The organism is Bradyrhizobium sp. BR 10261 (assembly GCF_019455395.1).
In the GTDB taxonomy this organism is placed as follows: Bacteria; Pseudomonadota; Alphaproteobacteria; order Rhizobiales; family Xanthobacteraceae; genus Bradyrhizobium; species Bradyrhizobium manausense.
In genome coordinates, this window is sequence record NZ_JACOFQ010000004.1 from 1 (window position 1) to 19,157 (window position 19,157).

Annotated in this window: 15 protein-coding genes; 8 read left to right on the plus strand and 7 right to left on the minus strand. The window is 59.5% G+C overall.

What is annotated here, in order from left to right:
- Window positions 1-1,519: 1,519 nt before the first annotated feature.
- Complete coding sequence (locus tag HYH07_RS05465; RefSeq protein WP_220001522.1) at window positions 1,520-1,708, plus strand: hypothetical protein; 189 nt, start codon at window positions 1,520-1,522, stop codon at window positions 1,706-1,708.
- A gap of 772 nt (window positions 1,709-2,480) precedes the next feature.
- Here HYH07_RS05465 and HYH07_RS05470 read toward each other — a convergent pair.
- Entirely contained in the window at window positions 2,481-3,164 is a 684-nt protein-coding gene (locus HYH07_RS05470; RefSeq protein ID WP_220001523.1) for an FkbM family methyltransferase, read from the minus strand.
- A 145-nt stretch (window positions 3,165-3,309) separates the two neighbouring features.
- Here HYH07_RS05470 and HYH07_RS05475 point away from each other — a divergent pair, with 145 nt between their 5' ends.
- On the plus strand, window positions 3,310-4,632 hold the full coding sequence (locus HYH07_RS05475; RefSeq protein WP_220001524.1) for a hypothetical protein: 1,323 nt from the start codon (window positions 3,310-3,312) through the stop codon (window positions 4,630-4,632).
- 21 nt (window positions 4,633-4,653) lie between these two features.
- On the opposite strand, the gene HYH07_RS05480 is transcribed toward HYH07_RS05475, so the two are convergent.
- Window positions 4,654-5,232 carry a WcaF family extracellular polysaccharide biosynthesis acetyltransferase gene (locus HYH07_RS05480; protein ID WP_220001525.1) on the minus strand — a complete coding sequence of 193 codons (579 nt, stop codon included), beginning with the start codon at window positions 5,230-5,232 and terminating at the stop codon, window positions 4,654-4,656.
- Between the two features lie 239 nt (window positions 5,233-5,471).
- Between HYH07_RS05480 and HYH07_RS05485 the strand changes: the two genes are divergently transcribed.
- Complete coding sequence (locus HYH07_RS05485) at window positions 5,472-6,722, plus strand: WcaI family glycosyltransferase (protein WP_220001526.1); 1,251 nt, start codon at window positions 5,472-5,474, stop codon at window positions 6,720-6,722.
- The gene (locus HYH07_RS05490) at window positions 6,715-7,947 is read left to right on the plus strand and encodes a glycosyltransferase family 4 protein (protein ID WP_220001527.1); all 1,233 of its coding nucleotides are present in this window, start codon (window positions 6,715-6,717) and stop codon (window positions 7,945-7,947) included. Before HYH07_RS05485 ends, HYH07_RS05490 begins: the two co-directional genes overlap by 8 nt.
- Here the strand turns inward: HYH07_RS05490 and HYH07_RS05495 are convergent.
- The gene (locus HYH07_RS05495) at window positions 7,916-9,019 is read right to left on the minus strand and encodes a glycosyltransferase family 4 protein (RefSeq protein WP_220001528.1); all 1,104 of its coding nucleotides are present in this window, start codon (window positions 9,017-9,019) and stop codon (window positions 7,916-7,918) included. The two genes, HYH07_RS05490 and HYH07_RS05495, sit on opposite strands and share 32 nt — an antisense overlap.
- Before the next feature lie 150 nt (window positions 9,020-9,169).
- Between HYH07_RS05495 and HYH07_RS05500 the strand changes: the two genes are divergently transcribed.
- The 3 genes from HYH07_RS05500 to HYH07_RS05510 all read left to right on the plus strand — a co-directional run bounded on the left by HYH07_RS05500 (window position 9,170) and on the right by HYH07_RS05510 (window position 13,368).
- Complete coding sequence (locus tag HYH07_RS05500; RefSeq protein WP_220001529.1) at window positions 9,170-10,495, plus strand: endo-1,3-alpha-glucanase family glycosylhydrolase; 1,326 nt, start codon at window positions 9,170-9,172, stop codon at window positions 10,493-10,495.
- Between the two features lie 52 nt (window positions 10,496-10,547).
- A complete protein-coding gene (locus HYH07_RS05505; RefSeq protein ID WP_220001530.1) occupies window positions 10,548-11,894 on the plus strand; it encodes an oligosaccharide repeat unit polymerase in 1,347 nt (448 codons plus the stop codon).
- Between the two features lie 397 nt (window positions 11,895-12,291).
- Window positions 12,292-13,368 (plus strand): acyltransferase, encoded by a 1,077-nt coding sequence (locus tag HYH07_RS05510; protein ID WP_220001531.1) that lies wholly within the window; start codon window positions 12,292-12,294, stop codon window positions 13,366-13,368.
- Window positions 13,369-13,486: 118 nt separating this feature from the next.
- Here HYH07_RS05510 and HYH07_RS05515 read toward each other — a convergent pair whose 3' ends face one another.
- From HYH07_RS05515 to rfbC, 4 genes are all read right to left on the minus strand, one after another.
- Window positions 13,487-13,900 (minus strand): hypothetical protein, encoded by a 414-nt coding sequence (locus HYH07_RS05515; protein ID WP_220001532.1) that lies wholly within the window; start codon window positions 13,898-13,900, stop codon window positions 13,487-13,489.
- A gap of 519 nt (window positions 13,901-14,419) precedes the next feature.
- Window positions 14,420-16,504, minus strand: coding sequence for a hypothetical protein (locus HYH07_RS05520; RefSeq protein ID WP_220001533.1), 2,085 nt, complete (start codon window positions 16,502-16,504; stop codon window positions 14,420-14,422).
- A gap of 189 nt (window positions 16,505-16,693) precedes the next feature.
- Complete coding sequence (gene rfbD, locus HYH07_RS05525; RefSeq protein WP_220001534.1) at window positions 16,694-17,608, minus strand: dTDP-4-dehydrorhamnose reductase; 915 nt, start codon at window positions 17,606-17,608, stop codon at window positions 16,694-16,696.
- Window positions 17,608-18,162 carry a dTDP-4-dehydrorhamnose 3,5-epimerase gene (gene rfbC / locus HYH07_RS05530; protein ID WP_220001535.1) on the minus strand — a complete coding sequence of 185 codons (555 nt, stop codon included), beginning with the start codon at window positions 18,160-18,162 and terminating at the stop codon, window positions 17,608-17,610. Before rfbC ends, rfbD begins: the two co-directional genes overlap by 1 nt.
- Window positions 18,163-18,271: 109 nt before the next feature.
- Between rfbC and rfbA the strand changes: the two genes are divergently transcribed.
- Window positions 18,272-19,147, plus strand: a complete 876-nt coding sequence (gene rfbA / locus HYH07_RS05535) for a glucose-1-phosphate thymidylyltransferase RfbA (RefSeq protein ID WP_220001536.1) — start codon at window positions 18,272-18,274, stop codon at window positions 19,145-19,147.
- Window positions 19,148-19,157 lie beyond the last annotated feature (10 nt).

The following is a 19,157-nucleotide window of genomic DNA, read 5'->3' on the forward strand; positions in this document are numbered from 1 at the left end:
CAACCTGCGCGGCCCGTTTGGCCCGGGCTCAGGGCCGGGGCAGCCGCCCTTCTGAGTTCGCCTTCCCCGAGTAGCTCGCAATTTTAGAGGCCGCCTTGGATGGCGGCCTCTTTAGTTTCGATAACTTGAAGCTATTCAAAACCCTTCCTGCGGTCGGACGCAGTCACCTTGCTTGGACGGCTGGCTGCAGACTACAGGCTCCGTGCCTGCAGAAGCCAGAGATGCTGGCGGCGGCGCCCAACAGACCGGTCCAGCGAACTCGGCATTGATGTCGGCTTCGCCTCGCACCGGTGCCGGCCAGGAAGGAGCCAGGCACTTTAATCAAGGAAATATCCGTGTGTCTGAAGGATCACCGCCGCTGCATCGAGGCGACGCCGAAGCCTGCGCGACTGCACATAGTGGCTGCCCTTACTGGACCCGTCGTAGCGGGCCCCTCGGTCGAGAGAACAGTCTTGGTTTACTTCTGATCCACATTGCTGGTCCCGGAGCCGGGGGTGCCGATCGGCAAGCCGTTCGCCGCGTGTCCGACGCCAACGCCTGGTGCGCTGACAGCACCCGGAGTTTGGTCTTGGGGAAGCGTCTTGACCCCCGTCCTTGCCTCCTCAGCGGGGCTCATCTGTTGGCCGTTGACGCCATTCGAGCCGTTTGTTGCTGTAATGCCAGATCGATTAGTGCCGCTTTGCGTGGTCTGACTGGAGCCGGTCGCGGGCGCCGTCCCATTTGGCGTTGGCGGCTGGACATTCGGATTGATGGGGGAGTTGTTGGTATGCGCGCCTGTCGTGGTCGCATTCGTGCCCATCCCCGAAGGTGCCGAAGGGCCGCCGTTCGCGCTGCTCGATGTTCCCGTGCCTGCGCCTGAACTGGCGGATGACCCGGCCCCCCCACCCGCGCCGCCGCCGGCACCACCTCCGCCCCCACCGCCACCTCCTTGTGCAAGGACCGGCGTAACGACGGCGAGAGACAACGCAGCAGCAAGACAAAGAGATCTTCGGTTCATTGACCTTCTCCCGATGTAAAGCAGGTCAACCGCGCGGAAGTGGCGATAGTTCCTGGCGGGCCGGTGTCCGGCGTGATCTCGTCGAGGCAGCCCTGGATGGTTCGCAAGCGTTCCCTTCGACGCACATCATTTAACCCAGGACGCTGGTTGCGGCGGCCTTTGCTGGCACCTTGCTGAGAGATGCGTCCGTTGGAGCCCATTCTCGGCTTCGCCATCGTTTCACGGAAACGCGGGATGACCGAGCCAAGCCGCGCCCAGACCGCCGCAAAGCGAGCGTTGAGTTAGTTTGCCTCTGTGCCGCGTTGCGAGAGCCGATGGCCCGACCGCACCCTTGATCGCGCCTTAGCCCGACTTTGGCGTTATTACTGAGCGGGCTCAATTGGGCTTTCATCGCTTGTGAAGCCGAAACGGGAGAGTGCATTTCCCATCCCGCCCGCTTTGAAGTGACGTCCGGTACTGCGCGCTGGAGTTTCGACATGCGTAGCGGAGGCGAATGCCTCCAAGGGTGGCGTCGGAAAAACGATGCTGCTCGATGGCGTCAAATTGACGTCGCCGCCAAGCCCCGGCGGCATCACGATCGCTGGCCCCTCGTTTCGCTACAGCGAGCCGGCCGGCGCGCCGATCAACGACATGTTAACGCTGGAAATATCAGACGAGAATCGAAGGCAGCGCGGAACCTCCGTGATCGTCGTTGACGTTCACGCGAGATAAACCGGGCCCTCTCCGCACCCGCTAAGTGAGATCGAAATCGGCGCTCCAGGTGCTTTTCCCCGGATTCTTCCGAAAGATCCAGATTGTCAGGGTTGCCGCGTCAGGAACAACCATGCTGTCCCCCGCGTGTAGCGTGAACTGTCTTATATCACCGACGACAACCAATGGCGTGCGCATAGACATCGGGGACGCTAGTTGCCGTGCAAGTTAGGACAGCGGCTTTAGGTACAGCTCGCGTCACCGATTGAGTAACCGAAGAGTCCATGTGAAATGTTGCCATGGCGAATGCTCCAAAAAAAACCTGGTTGAAATATCGCGATGTTTCCGTAGATCCCGGCGAGAGTCAAGAACGTCTCAACCTAGACTTGCTCCCTGATCATACGCTGGACATCGACACCGCTCCATCCCACCGCCAAAGTATGCGCCCATGTGCGCAAGCTCAATCGCGAGCCCGCCGCTTAAAGCGCGAGCTCATTTCGGAGGCTCTGCCGATGCAGCCACACTTCGACATCGTCCATCTCGACCCCTCCTCCGATGCTCCTGAGCCCTAACAGGACGCATTGCAGCTGTTTTGCGAGCTCTGGGCTAAACTGCGGGCCTTTCAAGCGAGCTGCTCGCACGACCAAGTCGTTCTGACGCTGACTCAGCACTTGGAGCAACAGCTGGCGGTCGCCGGACTGGTGCTCGCGATCCAGGTTGATCTTCTCAGCCAACCACAGCCAGCAGCGGAGAGCGCCGTGCAGCCCCCTTTCGACGTATCCTGGCGGATCGTCTATCTGACAGCCGACAGCCATCGATTATGCGCAATCACCCGCCCGTCCGGCACAATGCGTCGCCACCAGGCATTTTTGATGATTGATGTTCTGTAGTTGCGCTCGATAAGCCATGCTGTGCATTCGGCTTCCAAGTCACGCGAGTGGGTTTCGATCAAGAGGGCAACATCTGCCTGGTCGAGAAGATCTGCCGCACTCCTGAGAACCTCCATCTCGGCACCATCGACATCGATTTTGATGAAGCCCCGCCCCTGCAGGGGGCGAAGCAGGTCCGCCAGAGGGATCATCCCCTCGCCCCTGCCGACAGGGCTGTTAATAATGTCGCAGGCATCCTTCGAAAATCCGTTGAGCTGCAGGTGGCGTCGCAGCGCATCCACCTCCGCCGGATCCGGCTCGGCTGCGATCGCCTTGATCGAATTGCCCTGGCGTAGGAAGTAGAGCGTCATTTCTCCGCTACCTGCTCCAATATCGAGCAGCCATTGGACATTGGCCCCCGCAGCTTGCACGAAAGCGTAGGTCTCCCTCTCCCAAAGTCCGAGCATCATCTGGGTCTGCGAATGCAGGTTGAGATCGAGCACAATATTCTTGTACAGACCGGATCTAACGCGTCGCGGGCTGCGGCCTTCGGGGACCATCAAGTTCTTGGTAAGCGAGAGCAGACGAGGCGGAACCAAATTAACCATCGCGGTAAGATTTCCCGTTCACCAATGCGATCTGTTAGAGACATGCTCCGAACGATAATGTGGCCACCCTATCAGACTCGCGCGGTGGTTTCTTCGAGTTTGCCAATTTGTATTAACGCCGTAACAAGTTGCGGGGACAACTGCAGTGACAACCGTCGCCATTAACTTCGCCGCTGTTCGGCGACGGATCCGTAGCGCATTCGTGGCCTATTTGTTCGCGCGAACCATTCGGGTAGCCGAGCAAATCATTCTCGTGCCTTTGTTTCTGTCCAGCTGGGGCGCCCAATCGTATGGGGAATGGCTTGCCGTCGCGGCCCTGGCCGGCTTTGCGGCAATGGCGAATCTCGGAGTTGGGCAAGTAGCCGCCGCCGAAGTCATCCTGCAATCAACGCGCAACGAATTCAGCAAGGCATCGCGCGTCATCGTTACATCGTTCGTCACCATTGTGGCGAGTATCACTATCAGCCTTGTCGGCCTGGGGGTGATCGTTGCCGTTGCGGATCTGCGAGCCCTCGTCGGGATAGGGCTCGATGATATGCCTATGCCCGCGCTCCTAGTCGTGATGCTCGCAGGAGCCACCCTCGTCACGTTTCTGAGCGAGCCCCTCGCCGGCACCCTTTCGGCAGCGCACGGCGCCGCCGTGCCGAATGCAATTGCTGCAATATCCAAGACCATCGAGCTCGTCTGCATCGCGATCGCACTTCGCGTTGGAGCTGGTCCTCTCGCTGTCGCCGGAATCATGCTCGCTGGAGCTGCTCTTAATGTCGCATTTCACCTGGTCTGGGCCTATTACCGCGTGTCATGGCTTTCATTTTCGCTGGCAAATTTTGATCTTGAGTTTCTGACTCGCACCTGGCGTTCGGCGGCGGGTTTCTTCCTGATCTTCGTCTGCGTCAACATTCTGGGCATCTATCTGCCGCGGCTGTTGGTATCACACAGCCTCGGACCGGTGGCGCTGGCGACCTTTAGCGTTCTGGCCACTTATACGAAGACGGCACGGAATCTCGCCACCATGACCTCGCAAGCCACCCAGGTAGAAATCGGTCGTTTGTGGGCAAGCGGCGAAACCAAAAATGTTCGTCGTCTGGTTCGTGGAATGCTCCGCAAGGCGACGCTCCTGGCTGCAGCGTTGCTAGTTGCAGAATTGGTTCTGGCACCCACAATTGTCCCGCGGTGGACCGGAGGACATGTCCCGCTAGATTGGGAACTCATGATCGCACTTGCGCTCGTCGCGCTGCTAGGATGCTATTTCGACGGCACACTGCTCGCAGCAAGCGCCCTCAACCAAGTCGGGCTGATCGCGCTTGGCTACGCGCTGGGACTTCTTATCGGCATTGTAGCCGCTGCGGTCCTGCTGCCATGGACCGGCCGACTAGTAATCGTCGGGATCTGTCTCCTTCTGCCCGAAATCGGCGGCGCACTCTCCGGTAACCAGATCCTTGGTCGGATCGCGCAGCAGTCGAAATGAGTAGTCGACGTCGGCTGCGATCTACGTGGGCTGACCCGAAAGCCGCGAGCCAATCACAGCGGCGGGATGACCACCCACGATTGTTCCGGCAGCAACGTCCCGCATCACGACGGCGCGAGCCTGCACCACAGCGCCACGGCCGATCCTGACCCCTGGAGCGATGAAGCATTGTGCCGCGAGCCAGGCCTCGGGCTCAATAACGATGGGACGGACGAAGATTGGAAAGTCAGGGGTCCGGTGATCGTGCGAACCGGTACACACATAGGTCCCTTGCGACACGACCACGTCATGGCCGATCTCGATTTCGCCAAGGCTGTAGAGATTCACGTCGTCCCCGATCCAGGAATTCGCTCCGATTGACACTTTCCAGGGATAGACGATCCGCACCGATGGCCGGATCAGTACGCCCGGGCCGATCTTGGCGCCAAAAAGCCGCAGAATAAGTCTTCGCCAAGCAAAGAAGATCTGCGGGGTCGGCCGGACCAGCAGCGCCTCGACGATCCACCACAATTGGACAAACGGGGCGGGCCGGCCGCGGAGCCCCTTGGGATTTGCATACCTGGAAAGATCCTGAACGCGAACGCGGTCTGCTTCTGGCATCTTGGAACGCTCTTGCGGCTGGTAAACCATTCGTCCAAATCGTTCAGAATGCTCTAAAATGGGCCTTTCGCTCATGCACCATACCATCTAAAGATGTGCTTTACGCTGACCCTTTGGTCGTCGGCAGGTGGGGCCATACAAAATCCTGGTAGCACACGTTGAGCGCGTGGTATCCTGGTCGCACAGCCTAAGGCCGAGGGTATTACTGTGCAGGTGGCGCTGCCCAACTTGACTTTTTCATGAAAATTTTGGCGTACGGCCTCAATTACGCTCCCGAACTTACGGGAATCGGGAAATATTCTAGCGAGCTGTGCGAGTGGTTGGCATCCCGCGGCCACACGGTCGAGGTCGTAACGGCTCACCCCTATTATCCCAATTGGGTACTTGCCGAAGGTTACGACAACCGATCCTACCAGCACGAAATCAGAAATCGGGTCAAGGTCCGCCGTTGCCCGCTCTATTTGCCCCGGGTTGTGCCCACCGGCAAGCGTGGTCGGATCTTGAGTCACGCCTCCTTTGCAATTTCCAGCGTCCCCAAGCTGCTGGCCTCGGTGCGCCAACTCCGGCCGGATGTCCTGCTGGCCGTAACACCGTCCTTCCTGATCGCGCCCATGGCTCTGGCCGTTTCCAGAATGTTTGCGACTCCGAGCTGGCTCCACGTTCAGGATTTCGAGCTGGATGCCGCCTTTGAACTTGGCATGCTCGCAGGCAACAATCTTCGCCGTGCGGCGACCTCCGTCGAGTCGATCATCTTGAGCAAGTTTGATCGCATATCGACAATTTCACCTCGGATGATGGATCGGCTGCATACCAAGGGCGCTCCACCCGCAAGCACGGTAAAATTCCGCAATTGGGTCGACACGGAAGCAATCAGTCCGGCGAATCGAATGACTCGATTCCGAGAACAGCTCGGTCTGTCCGATCGCCATATCGTTGCTCTTTATGCAGGAAGTATCGCGGCCAAACAAGGCATCGAGAGCCTTGCAGACGCCGCAGCTGAGCTCCAGGCCAAGGCGCCTGAGGTCGTGTTCGTGTTTTGCGGTGCCGGGGCTATGTTGAAGCATCTGGTCAAGATCACGGCTCCCCTCTCGAATGTGAAGTTCCTTGATCTGCAACCAGACGAAAGAATGCGGGAATTGCTTGCGACTGCCGATATCCACTTGATTCCCCAACGCGCCCAGATCTCCGATCTCATGCTGCCCTCCAAGCTTGCTCCGATTTTAGCTTCCGCCAGACCAGCGGTCGCGATGGCAAACCCCGGCACCCAACTCGCGATCGAAATCGATGGTGCCGGCATTGCAGTGCCACCATCTGACCGGGAGGCTCTATCCAAGGCGATACTGAAACTTGCCAAAGATCCCGGTTTGCGGATGCGCATGGGCGCGCATGGACGCACGCTGGCGTGCACGCGCTGGGACAAGCAAATCATTCTGAGCGAGTTCGAGGCCAGACTTGTCGAAATCGCCAACCGCGGGCGCATGCATGGCTGACATCGCTAGGCCAACGGTCAATGTTGCGGTCTGTGGTGACTTCAAGCAGCTTCAGCTCATTCCCGAATTGAACAGGGTCGCGGATTTGGGCCGCGTCTATTACGCCGCGCGGCTATCGAGCAACGCCGCCCGATTACAAATCGAGCGATCCCAGGCTCGGAACCTGTTCTTGAAGGAATACCTTCTTCAATTTCATGCCCGATACCTGAATCACGCCTTCGCGGATACGATCTATCCTCTCTACGATTCGCTATGGCTTGCGGCCGCCCATGCCGCTTGGCGGCCCTGCGACGTGCTGCATGCCGTGATTCAGGGCAAGGCCGTCGGCCTCTTGCAAAGAGCCAAGCGCGAGGGCGCCGCCATCCTTGGACATCCGATCGTTTGCCATCCTGCGTTCTTTGAACGCGAAATGCGCATTGAACTTGAGCGCTTGTCAATCGCGCCTGCCCCTTACGTCGCTGATGTCAGCAATAGCCTCGCCGAAATCGAACTCTGCGATAGGATCTACTGCCTCTCGACTCTCGTTCGCGACAGCTTCGTTGACGCCGGCTTTTCGGCCGACGCCATCGACATAATTCAACTGCCGACCGACCTCGAGACGTTCGTGCCCGCAGGCACCCCTGCCGTTGACTTGCCCTTTCGGGTGCTTTGCGTTGCCGAACTCAATCCAATCAAGGGCCACGTCTATCTGCTGGAGGCCTGGAAACGCCTGAACTTACCGCACTCGGAACTGATCTTCGTGGGCACCATGAGACGCGAGATGAAACGAGCGCTCCAGCCCTACGAGGGACTATTCCGCTATCTCGGACCACTTGGCCGCAGGGATCTCGTGCGGCTCTACCAGAGCAGCTCGCTCCTTGTCCTACCGTCGGTTCAGGATGGATTCGGCTTTGTGGTAACCGAAGCACTCGCCTGCGGCCTGCCGGCGATCGTTACTGAGCATGTCGGCGCCCGCGACGTCATCAGAGCAGGCGTGAACGGATTTGTCGTTCCGCCCCGAACACCTGAAGCGCTTGCCGATACCATAGCCAAGATCCACGCATCTCGATCACTGCGGCAAAGCTTGCGCGAAGGCGCCATTGCAAGCCGCGACGCGTTCCCGACTATGACCGAAACGGCAGAGCGGATCACCGCAGCCTATCGTCGGACCTATGCTGCGCGCTTCGACGGCCCGAGAGCCCCCGACACGAGGCTTACGAGCCTGGTAACTCCAAGTCGGCAATAGCGCAGAGCAGATTACCGTAATCTGCAGCGGCCGTTGCCCGAAGCGCGACGAACCGCCTCTTCGCAGCGGCCTTCGCGGCCGCGAGCGACTTACGATCATCGCTCCAACTCCTGATCTGCGCGCAAGCGGCCGACACGAAATCATCGGACGGATCGATGATGGGACCACAGTCTTCGCTCACATCCTCGCTCAGACAGCCTCTGGCAAATGTGATCACTGCCGTCCCCGCCGACATGGCTTCGAACACCACATTCGGCTGGGCTTCGTTGCGGTACCCTGTTGGAAACACAAATACATCGAGCTCCGCCAGAAACTCGTCCTTGTCGGGACCGTAAAGCGCACCGACATGGATCAGTCGCGCTCCAAGCTGGCGCTGGGCGGACTCCACTGCGGCGCGGTCTTCTTCGAACTGGATCGGGCCCGCAAGCATCCCCGTGATCGGAAGGCCGCATTGTACGCACGCTCGCAGGAGGTCGAGAAAAAGATAAAGTCCCTTTTCCGTGGTAAGGTTGCTTAGGAGCCCAATCCTGATCTCATCACGTTCCCGCAAGCGCCTGTCGGGGGCGGCGGAGAGATGTACGGCATTTGACGAGATAAGCCCCCTCCACTCCCCTCGATAGTTTTTCCGAAATCGCAGCTGCATCATCCGGCAGAGAAAGACGTGGACGGCGCCATTCCCGGCAATTGAAACCAGAGCGGACATCAGCCAGCGCCGCTGGTCGATAGCGGAGAAGCTGTGGTGATGAATGACAATCGCCTGTTGCGACAGGCGCGCCAGTCCTGTTAGGAGGATCGTGTAAACTAAACCCAAGCCGCCGTCCGCAGGAATGTAAAGGCAAGGGTTCGGACGCAGCCCGTTGCGCAGGACTCCGACTGCTGCCATGAGGACTGACGAAACCCGCCGCCAATGGTAGCCCCATGAACGTCGCAGAGAGCGGGATGACAAATCGCAACGATGGACGTGTGCGAACTCGGCAAGATCCGATGCAATCGACTCGGATATCTTTGCCAGTCCGTGCAACGGCGGGGGAAAGGCCGCGGCAATGACGATGTTACGCTTTTCGCCCATCATGCCCAATTCGCCGCTGCGGTCGTCCTACCCATGCGAGAAAACCAAACTAGAGGATTCGGCTCGAGCCATCAAAGGGGGTAGTGGCCGGGGACCCCTAGTGCAAGTCTGTCAATAGACGTCGGAGAGACAGCAGTGCTGCGAACGGCTCTCATGATCGTTTCCCTCCTCTTGGGTTGCGGAATGTTCGGTACGGTCGTCCATGCCGAAGTGTCGCCGGTGCCTCGTATGGTCTTCGCGCACTACATGGTCTGCTGTCCAGCAAGCGGTTCGGGTGCAACGGTTGACGATTTCAAGCGGGAGATCCAGACCGCCCAATCCTATGGCATCGACGGATTTGTGCTTAACATGCCGAGTTGGCTGCGCGAGCCGATCTACCGCGCCATCAGCCAACGGATTTTTGCAGCCGCCGAGGCAAGCCCTCTATCCTTCAAGCTCTTCGTATCCTTTGACGATGTCTCGGTTGAAGACACTGTTTCGATGCTTACCGAACTATCGCGCAGCCCTGCATACCTGCGGATCGACAACCGTCCCGTCGTCAGTACATTTTCGGGGGTACCGGAGTGGGGCTCCTCCCTCTCACAAAGGCTGTCGTCGTTGGGGCTGAAGCCCTTTCTCGTGCCCAATTATCAATATCTCTCCGGAGCGTCCTGGGCGAGAAACTACAGCCATCCTACTGCGGAATTTCTTGACCGGCTGTACCGAGAACACCCCGAGATGGATGGCTACTTCAACTTTGGGCCTGATCTTGGTCATGCGTCTCCGCCCAGCGACGGCCGCCTGGTCGCCCAACGCAGCCGAATTGCCGGCAAGATCTCAATGATCGGCATCTCCCCCTATTATCGTGGCCTGAGTCACAACTACCGTGTGTTCGAAAGCGGAGGCTTCGAAGGCATGGCCGCCCAATGGACCGCTGCCATTGAGAGCGGAGCAAACCTGGTTGAAATCGTGACCTGGAACGATTGGGGTGAATCGACGTATGTTGCGCCGTTCGGCGACATCCGGCAGCAAGACCTGTGGAATTATCATTGGGGCCCGCTGCTCAGTCATGAAGCTTTCCTTTCGGCTAGCCGTTACTTTATCGCATGGTTCAAATCGTCCGCCCCCCCGGTGATCCAACATCCTGCGATTTACTACTTCTATCGGCTTCATTCCAAGTTCGCCCATGGCATCGCTTCCGCTGAAACGGGCGAACAGGGACGCCCTAAGGGATGGGAGAGCCTCGTCGACGGAATCTACGTGACGGCATTCCTGCCCCGAACGTTGACGGTGGAAGTCGCCGTCGGTGAAAGGCGTCAATCCGCAACGCTTCCCCCAGGTATCCAGCACCACCGGTTTGAACTTGCAGAGGGACCAGTTGCAATCCAAATTCGGGAGGATGGCCGAGTGATTGGCCAGAAAGAACTGGAATTTCCGATCACAAAACTAGGGCAAATCGGCAATTTTAATTATTTCGGAGGTGATATCCGACTACCATGATCAACAAAGGTCCTTTACGTCGCCCTATGCGACCAAGTGCACGACGGTTCGGATGATCGAAATCGCGCTCATCATTCACGTCATCTTCTTTATAGGCGTCGTCGTCGGCCTGCACTCGCGCGGCTTTCTAAACATCTATTCCGGACTATTTATCTACCTCGCATTCCATTTCATCGTATTTGTGCAACGCCCGGTAGTGGTGTATCTTTTTGATATTCGCTCCGAATTTGAATTCATGATGTACATGCCCGACGATGGCATCTTTCTAAAGACGCTGTTCGTTGCCGACCTCGGATTGCTCAGCTTCATTCTTGCCTACTTGGCGGTGCTTGGTTTTAGATCGATAGAGCCGACGTTCAACTCCATCGAGCTCACGCGCACACAGGTGCGCTCGTTTCAGCTCGCATTCCTTTTGCTGTTTCCTCTGATCGCCTATTCGTTTCTCCTCGCTCTCACCATGCGTCAGACGTACGGCGTGGAAGTGTTTCTGGAACTGGGAAAGATCAATATGACGGTCGATCCGGCGACAGGCCAAAAGCTTTTTAATGACACCACGGCGTATATCGTCAATGCTCGCGAGTTCGCGTTCCCCTTCGCTGCCCTGCTCATTCACGTGACCCGCGCTCGCTGGTGGTCCTTTCTTCCCATCTTCTTCTGCGCATTTGTTGCTCTGCAGCTTGGCGAGAGATGGGAGATTGTGATCTCGACTTTGGTCGCAAGCATGATGACGCTGTACATCCACAAGCGGCACACATTCGCCTGGAACCACTACGTCGGTATGGCCATCGTTTTGGGGTTATTCGTGGCGATTGGCCAAAACCGCGACAGCCTGGTCAAATTCCTGACCACCGGGGAATTTGAATTCAGCTTCGACATTGCGAAATCCTCTTTTGGCGCCCATCCAGACTTCGCCAATTTCGACTTCCTCAGCTATGTGATCGCGAAGGTTCCAGACGTCAGCCAGACCTACTCCTACTTCACGCAGTACCTTGGTATTTTCACCCAGCCGATCCCTCGCGTGTTGTGGCCCGACAAACCCGTCGGCTCACCCGTGCAATGGGTGAACCTCGACGCTTATGGACGCTTCACCTCCAGGACCACCTCCCTCGTCGGCGATGGTTGGATCAGCTTCGGCTATGCTGGCGTGGTCATCACCATGGGACTATGCGGGGCATTTTTCGGCGCCATCTTCAAACGCTTTTGTCGGCCGTCGATTTCGGTTTATTTTTACCTTGCCTATTTTTGGATGGTCAGCCTGCTGTTGCAGTGGGCGCGCGACGGCAGCCATAAAATTCTTGACTTCTTTTTGTTCTGTGTCGGTCCACTTGTCTTCGCTTACTTCATCGAGCGGATCCTGTGGGGACGACAGCCGGTTGTCGCCAACCGCGCCCGGGCCTGAGGGCGCCTGGCTGCCCATGGAAGGACCGCAGTGTGGCGAGCGAGATCAAGCCGTGGTCGAAGGCCCTCGTGCGGATCCCGTCGCCCAGGGTTCCTACTTTTGGTCGGCGGTTGGCAATGCGCAGGTATCGGCCTGCACCTGAAGCTCACCTGGCGCGTCTCGGGGGGATCGCAATTAGGCTGCACCGCTCGATGAGATGCGAGGCGCCACGGCGGTTGTTCGCACCTTTTCTGCGTGTGCCGCTGCGTGCTCTTTCGGCCGCAGCAAGGCTCCTTTATGCTGCATGCGATTTTAACCGTGAGCCTCGGTACTGCTCGCTCGCGCCGCGCCAGGACGCTATCGATTGACGATTGCTTCCGAAACGCATCTCGGATAGGCGACGAAAGGATTTGAACTGATGAATTGGGCAGGTCCCGGGCAATACCGATTGCTGCTCGCGCTGATCGTCGTCGTCACCCATGTCTCGCGCTTCAATCTCGGGCACGCCGCCGTCTATAGCTTCTTCTCTCTCAGCGGTTATTGGGTGTGCTCGATGTGGCACGCCAAGTACGCGGCCTGTCGACGACCCTATGTAACGTTCCTGATCTCGCGGTTCTGGCGGCTCGGGCCGGTGTTTGCGATCTGCTCTGTCGGGGCCTGGCTGATCGCGGTGCCCAATGACGCTCCGGTCATTGGGCCTGTGGCCTCCTTGGCCGAAGCGTTTTCGAGTATCTTCATTCTCGGCTACGCAAGCCTGCCGATCCAGCCGAATGTACCCGCCTGGTCGCTTGACATTGAGATGCAATTCTATCTCGTCGCCCCTTTGATGGCAATCTGCGTGGTCTATGGTTGGCGCGTGACCATCGTCGCCAGCCTCTGCCTCTCCGTCGCCGCGTGCCTCGCCACGCCGTCCGACCTGGTGCTGCGCTATTTGATCTTCTTTTCTGCCGGCGCTGCCGCATTCGCGGCGCAATGGCATCCGTCACGATCCCTGGCTCTCGGCAGCGGCGCGTTGGTCAGTGCGGCGCTGCTGGTGCTCGCGATATGTCCCTATCGCGACATCCTCCTGGGTGGCGCGCATCCTGGCCCATTGTTCAGGTTCAACGAATATCTCAACATTGCAGTCACGGGGGCAATTCTGCCGTGGACGATCTACACGACCCAGCAGCGGACCCCAGCGCTGGACCGCATGTTGGGCGACCTGTCCTACATCATCTATCTCGTCCACTGGCCCGTGCTGCACCTCATTGACGTGGCGAGCGGGTCGATGGCGACACGCCTGACCCACGTCGCGGTCGCGGTGGCGGCAATCACCGTCTTGAGCTGGCTCATTTGGAAGCTCGTGGACGTGCCGTCCAACCGCTTGCGCGCGCGGTGGGTCGCCGCGCGGGTTGGCCAGTCCAAACATGCCGATGTGTCAGACGCTGTCGCGCCTTTTCCGACCGGAGCCGTGCTCCAGGCCGCCGCGCCGCGGAGGGTCGAGGGCGAGGTTTGACCGGCGGCAGTCCCGCTCGGCCAAGCGGCCGCCTCATTCCATCGGGCTGGATATCGCGCGTGGTGCCGGCTGCACCTAGCAGCGTCCACCGCCTGTACAGCGGCGGAACTCCCGAAGGTCACCTGCGGTTGATCGCGACATCGTTGAGCAGCCGCTCGATCGGCGTCGTTGGTCTTTCCCCTTGTTCTGCTGTTCGCCGGCACCTTGGGACAGCGGCGGCTTCGCCGCTACGATCGGTCTCACTATAGAGCGTGTCGCCCTTCGCCTTCGTTGGAGATCTCACAGCAGACGTCGGCAGCTTCAGCATCGGCTTTGCGATCTGCGATGGCGTGACATAGGTGATGACCTGTTTGCTTTCCGCGCACGTCGAGCAGATCGCGGTGCTGCGGCTGTAACCTGAAGTAACGCCAAGGGTGGCGGTGACCAGCTGCACCTGCTGGCGCCAGCGGAGCCCCAGCCGCTCCTGAATGCAATGATCGCAATAGGCGCGCCCGGCACAGCGGACGAGGAATTCGTTGATCCGTTCTGGCACAGTTCTGCCACTCATTAAGACACCCCCTAACGACTCAAAGGCCGGCGTTGCCCAACACAGCAAAGCTCACGCCAACTCCTCAATAACTTGATGGCAGCAACATGGTTGTGACAGGCGCAAAGCACACGTGCTGTCATCTAGATCAAATTAAGCTGATGGTTCCCAAAGGCCCCGTCTGATCAGAAAAGGATTCCGTATTCGAAAAGTCCCCAGTCACGCCATGAGAATGAACGCTTCAAAAGTCTCGCAGAAAACGACAAACCCGGACGCTTCCAACCATCCCCCTGTCTGACGAATACGTCTGTACGACTTTCTGCCAAGTTCAATGGTGAACGTCACGAGTTCGTCAAACGCGCAGCGTGCACGGGGCATGGGCGAAGTGGCCGCCGATCCGCACACCGTGATAAAATTACCATGATATCGACGCGCCAAGGTTCAACCACAACAAAGGACACAACGCCCGCGGCATGGCCGGCGGGCAGCGCGCCGCTCTGGAGCCAGCCAGTGCTGTGGACCAGATCAAGTCGAATATGGCCCGTCAGTGAAGTACAGTTGCTGCACGCCCGTGAAGCTCAGGGCCTGACCGGTGTCGGCGAAGGTAATCGTCGTAATCGCCCCGGAAGTCACGATGATCCCGTCAGTTGATGCCCGTCCATCGATAAAGGCCACGTTGCCGGTGCCGCTCGCAGTGACCGTGTCGTTGCCAGTGTGAAACACGATCTCGAAGATCGTGTTGCCGTTGTTGCTGCCGGTCATCTGCGATGAGCCGGTGCCACTGATGAGAATGTCGTGGCCCGACCCGGCAAACAGCGTATCGCTGCCGGCGCCGGCCCACAGCACGGAGTCGCCCGAGCCGCCCTGCAGGAGATTGCCCTGCCCGGCTGGCCCCGCCACGCTGCGCGAGATGAGATGATCATGGCCGCTGCCGGCTTGCAGCGTATCGCGCCCGGCGCCGCCGTACATTGTATCGTCGCCGCCACCACCCTGGAGGTAATTGTTGCCGCTGCCGGCGACCATCAGGGTGTTGCCGCTCCCCGCCGCGATCAGCACGCTGTTGCCGGGACCGCCATACAGTTCGTTGTAGTTGCTGCCGAGCGCGACCAGCCGCGCATCGCCCGAACCTGCATACATCGTGTCCGAACCCGACCCGCCATAGAGCGTGGAGTTGCCGGCGTCAGCGAACAGATAGCTGCTGCCATCGCCCGCGTAGATGACGTCGTGGCCGCTCCCGCCGTGCAGCGCGTCGGTGCCACTACCGCCATAGATCGTATCGTCGCCAGCCCCGCCGTCGACGTAGCTGTTGGACGCGCCACCAACGAAGACATCATTGCCGTCGCCGCCGTAAAACTGCGAGTTCGCACCGCTGCCGGCGATGAGCACGTCATTGCCGCCACCACCGTAGACAGTGTCGTCCCCCGCTCCTGCCGAAACCGTGTTGTTGCCAACCGCCAGGAACACCGTGTCGTTGCCGGAATCCTGCAGCGATATCTGATTGTTGCCGATTGCTGCGGACACGCCGATATCGGCCGAGCCGTGCACGACGAGATTTGAATTGGCGATCCAATTGACAACGAATTTCAACGTGCCGCCGCTGGTGATGGTTTCCTGCGCACCGGCGAGGATCGCGAACTGGGCGCCGGGGAGCACCGGGGCAAAATTCCCGGTCCCGGTTGTGATCGTCGCGCCATTCAGCAGCAAGCCCCGGGCATGGAGATAATCGATGATTTGGCCGGTCGCACCGCCCGTCATTGGCGTCAGGATGCCGACCACCTGCGCTTGCGTGAGTTGGTCGGGCGTGGTCAGGAACTTGTGCGTTTGGTTCGAGCCGTCAACATAAGTGCCGATGATCTGGCCGAAATCGTCGATCCCCCACAGGCTCGTACCGTAGATAGCAAGCGGATTGTCTACGGTTAGAAACGTGGTGCCGTCGTAGATAAATCCATGCGTGCCGTTCTGATCGGAATATTGGCCGACGACCTGGCCGCGGTCGTTGACGCCATAGGCGACGCTGTCTGAGCCGGCTGGCGCCGGAACGTCCGCGTAGTTCGTCCCGTCGTAGATGAAAGCCTGCTCGTGCGTCGTGCCGTAGTAAAAGCCGACGACGGCGGTACCGGTTGCGTTGATGCCTTCCACGAAGGTTGCGCCGGCGCGTACCTGCTGCGGATCGGCCAACAGCTGGCTGATGGCGACATAGGGTGGATTGGCAATGAAAGCGATATTGACAGCATGGAGGGCATCATCCCCGTTGCCGATGATCTGACCGCTATTATCGATTCCAACCGGATAAGTGTCTCCCAGGACCTGCGTTGTGATCACCGTGCCGTCTGTGCGTACCACAAAGGCATGCGGGAGTCCGCTTGACGGCACAAAAGCATATCCGGTGACGTCACCAGCATCATTGATGCCCCTCAGAAGATTCACATAGAAGGGGTTCGAAATGCCGTCGACAGGGGTGAGAATGCCATTCTTCCAGATGTAGCCGTGAGCGACGCTTCCCGAGTCCGTGAAAGTGCCGACGAGTTGACCGGAATTGTTGAGCCCGTTGACGCTGCTGATGGCGGGCAGCAAGGGATCAAGAGAGATGAATGAATAAGCTGACGACATCAGTAATGCCCCAATAGACGCAACCCACAATGGTCAATTGTTGAATAGCTCCGGACGGCCTGCAAGGGGCCAGGATCAGCCCGCCAGGGGCGGGCCTGCTCCATGCCGACGGGATCGCCACCCAGCCGCTATCGTGATCGGGGCGATCTCTATCGTACGCTGACTTCACGAGTTCGTCAGCCGCACGTGCTATTGTCGAAGCGCCGCCCCAACCACCTCGAGATGCGCGTCCAGCTCCTCGGCCAGCGCGCGCTCCCAGGCTGGAGGCACAAGCCCGTAGGCTTCGTTCAGGCGCGTCAGATCCAGTCGCGAATTGGCCGGGCGCGTGGCTTTGGTCGGATAGTCCTTGGTAGCGATCGGGAGGACCTCGGCCGCCTTCAGCGGCACGCCCCTCGTCCGCAGCCCTTCCACAATTGCGCTCGCAAACCCATGCCAGCTGGTCGAGCCTGAATTGGTGAGATGGATCAGTCCGTTCGCGCGGGCGAAAACATCGGACAGGTCTGCCTCGCGTCGCGCCAGGATTTCGACCAAGACCGACGCGATGGTGCGTGCCGTCGTGGGCGTTCCCCACTGATCCGAGACCACGCGCAGCGAGTCGCGCTCGCTGGCGAGCCGTATCATGGTGCGCATGAAATTTGCGCCTTTCGCGGCATAGACCCAGGCGGTTCGCACCACGAGATGCGGCCCGCCGGCGCTCCGAACGGCGCTCTCGCCCGCCAGCTTGCTGCGGCCATAGACCGACAGCGGACCGGTGGGGTCGTCCTCGCGCCAGGCGCGGTCGCCGCTGCCGTCGAACACATAGTCGGTCGAGATATGAACCATGGGGACGCCGCGCGCGGCGGCCCAGCGGGCCATGGCGGCCGGCGCATCGCCGTTGATCACGAACGCGAGCGCTGCTTCGTCTTCGGCTTTATCGACCGCGGTATAGGCCGCCGGATTGATGATGAGATCGGGCGCGAGTGCATCAAGCCTCGCAGACAGGGTCTCGGGCCTCGACAAGTCGAACGCGTCACGGCCTGGCGTGAGCACCGTATGCTGCTCCTGCAGCAGTGGACGCAGCGCCGCCCCCACCTGCCCCGACGTTCCCGTCAACAGCACTCGCATCAGATTTGCCCGTAAACTGGAAGGTTCTTGACCTCCGCGAGCAACGGGGCGTCCGCGTCCTTGGCAGAGAGCGAGGGATCGTCGACACCCCATTTGATCCCGATGGCGGGATCGTTCCAGCGGATGGAGACCTCGTCTTTCGGGCTATAGAGGTCGTCGCACTTGTAGAAGAAGTCGGCCGTCTCGGAAAGCACGACGAAGCCGTGCGCGAAGCCGCGGGGCACCCATAGCTGCCGGCGGTTCTCCTCGCTCAATTCCACGGCAACATGCCGCCCAAAATTCGGGCTGCCGACGCGGACGTCGACGGCGACGTCGAGCACGCGCCCACGCATGGCGCTGACCAGCTTGCCCTGGGTGTTGGGGTTTTGCAGATGCAACCCGCGCAGCACGCCGCGGACCGAGCGGGACATGTTGTCCTGAACGAACGGACGTTGTATTCCCACTTCTACGTAACGTTGAAATTGGTAGGTTTCCAAAAAGAAACCACGCTGGTCACCGAACAGCTTTGGTTCGACAATCAGGACTTCTGGAAGCTCAGTCGTAAAAACATTCATATTTCGCGCCTAGATACCCGGCGTGTTAGAGTTTACCTTAGGTTTATAACAAACTTGTGCACCGCACGCCATCTGCTAACTTTCTAAAAGGTAAATTCTGTGAGGGGCTATGAAGGGGATCATTCTCGCCGGCGGCACCGGCTCGCGCCTTTATCCGGTGACGACGGTGGTGTCGAAGCAGCTGTTGCCGGTGTTCGACAAGCCGATGATCTACTACCCGCTCTCGACGCTGATGCTGGCGGGGATCCGGGACGTCCTCATCATCTCCACTCCGCAGGACAAGCCGCTGTTTCAGCGCCTGCTCGGCACCGGATCGGACATCGGCCTGCGGTTTGAATACGCGACGCAGGAGACGCCGCGGGGCCTTGCCGACGCCTTCATCGTCGGACGCGAGTTCGTCGGCTCGGATTCGGTGGCGCTGATCCTCGGCGACAACATTTTCTACGGCCACGGCCTGCCGAGCATGCTGTCGAGCGCCTCGTTCCGCAAGAAGGGCGCGACCGTGTTCGGCTATGTCGTCAACGAGCCGCAGGCCTATGGCGTGGTCGAGCTCGACGGCACCGGCCGCGCGCTCTCGATCGAGGAGAAGCCGAAGCAGCCGAAATCCAACGTCGCGGTGACCGGGCTCTATTTCTACGACAACGACGTTTTGGACATCGCCGCCAACGTCAAGCCGTCGGCGCGCGGCGAGATCGAGATCACCGACGTCAACAAGGCCTATCTCGAGCGCGGCGACCTCTATGTCGAGGTGCTCGGCCGCGGCTTTGCCTGGCTCGACACCGGCACCCATGCCTCGCTGGTCGAGGCCAGCCATTTCGTGCAGATCCTGGAGCAGCGCCAGGGCCTGCGCATCGCCTGCCCCGAGGAGATCGCGCTTCGGCAGGGCTACATTTCGCTGCAGCAATTCGAGATCGCCGCCGAAAAGTCCGCCAAGAGCAGCTACGGCGAATATTTGCAATCGGTCGCGCGCAGCTTCGCGCGCTGAGCCACCATTG

Coding starts and splice junctions, on each gene's coding strand:
- HYH07_RS05465 (WP_220001522.1), top strand. CDS start 1,520: ATGCTGCTCGATGGCGTCAAATTGACGTCGCCGCCAAGCCCCGGCGGC.
- HYH07_RS05470 (WP_220001523.1), bottom strand. CDS start 3,164: ATGGTTAATTTGGTTCCGCCTCGTCTGCTCTCGCTTACCAAGAACTTG.
- HYH07_RS05480 (WP_220001525.1), bottom strand. CDS start 5,232: ATGCCAGAAGCAGACCGCGTTCGCGTTCAGGATCTTTCCAGGTATGCA.
- HYH07_RS05485 (WP_220001526.1), top strand. CDS start 5,472: ATGAAAATTTTGGCGTACGGCCTCAATTACGCTCCCGAACTTACGGGA.
- HYH07_RS05490 (WP_220001527.1), top strand. CDS start 6,715: ATGGCTGACATCGCTAGGCCAACGGTCAATGTTGCGGTCTGTGGTGAC.
- HYH07_RS05495 (WP_220001528.1), bottom strand. CDS start 9,019: ATGATGGGCGAAAAGCGTAACATCGTCATTGCCGCGGCCTTTCCCCCG.
- HYH07_RS05500 (WP_220001529.1), top strand. CDS start 9,170: ATGATCGTTTCCCTCCTCTTGGGTTGCGGAATGTTCGGTACGGTCGTC.
- HYH07_RS05505 (WP_220001530.1), top strand. CDS start 10,548: ATGATCGAAATCGCGCTCATCATTCACGTCATCTTCTTTATAGGCGTC.
- HYH07_RS05510 (WP_220001531.1), top strand. CDS start 12,292: ATGAATTGGGCAGGTCCCGGGCAATACCGATTGCTGCTCGCGCTGATC.
- HYH07_RS05520 (WP_220001533.1), bottom strand. CDS start 16,504: ATGTCGTCAGCTTATTCATTCATCTCTCTTGATCCCTTGCTGCCCGCC.
- rfbD (WP_220001534.1), bottom strand. CDS start 17,608: ATGCGAGTGCTGTTGACGGGAACGTCGGGGCAGGTGGGGGCGGCGCTG.
- rfbC (WP_220001535.1), bottom strand. CDS start 18,162: ATGAATGTTTTTACGACTGAGCTTCCAGAAGTCCTGATTGTCGAACCA.
- rfbA (WP_220001536.1), top strand. CDS start 18,272: ATGAAGGGGATCATTCTCGCCGGCGGCACCGGCTCGCGCCTTTATCCG.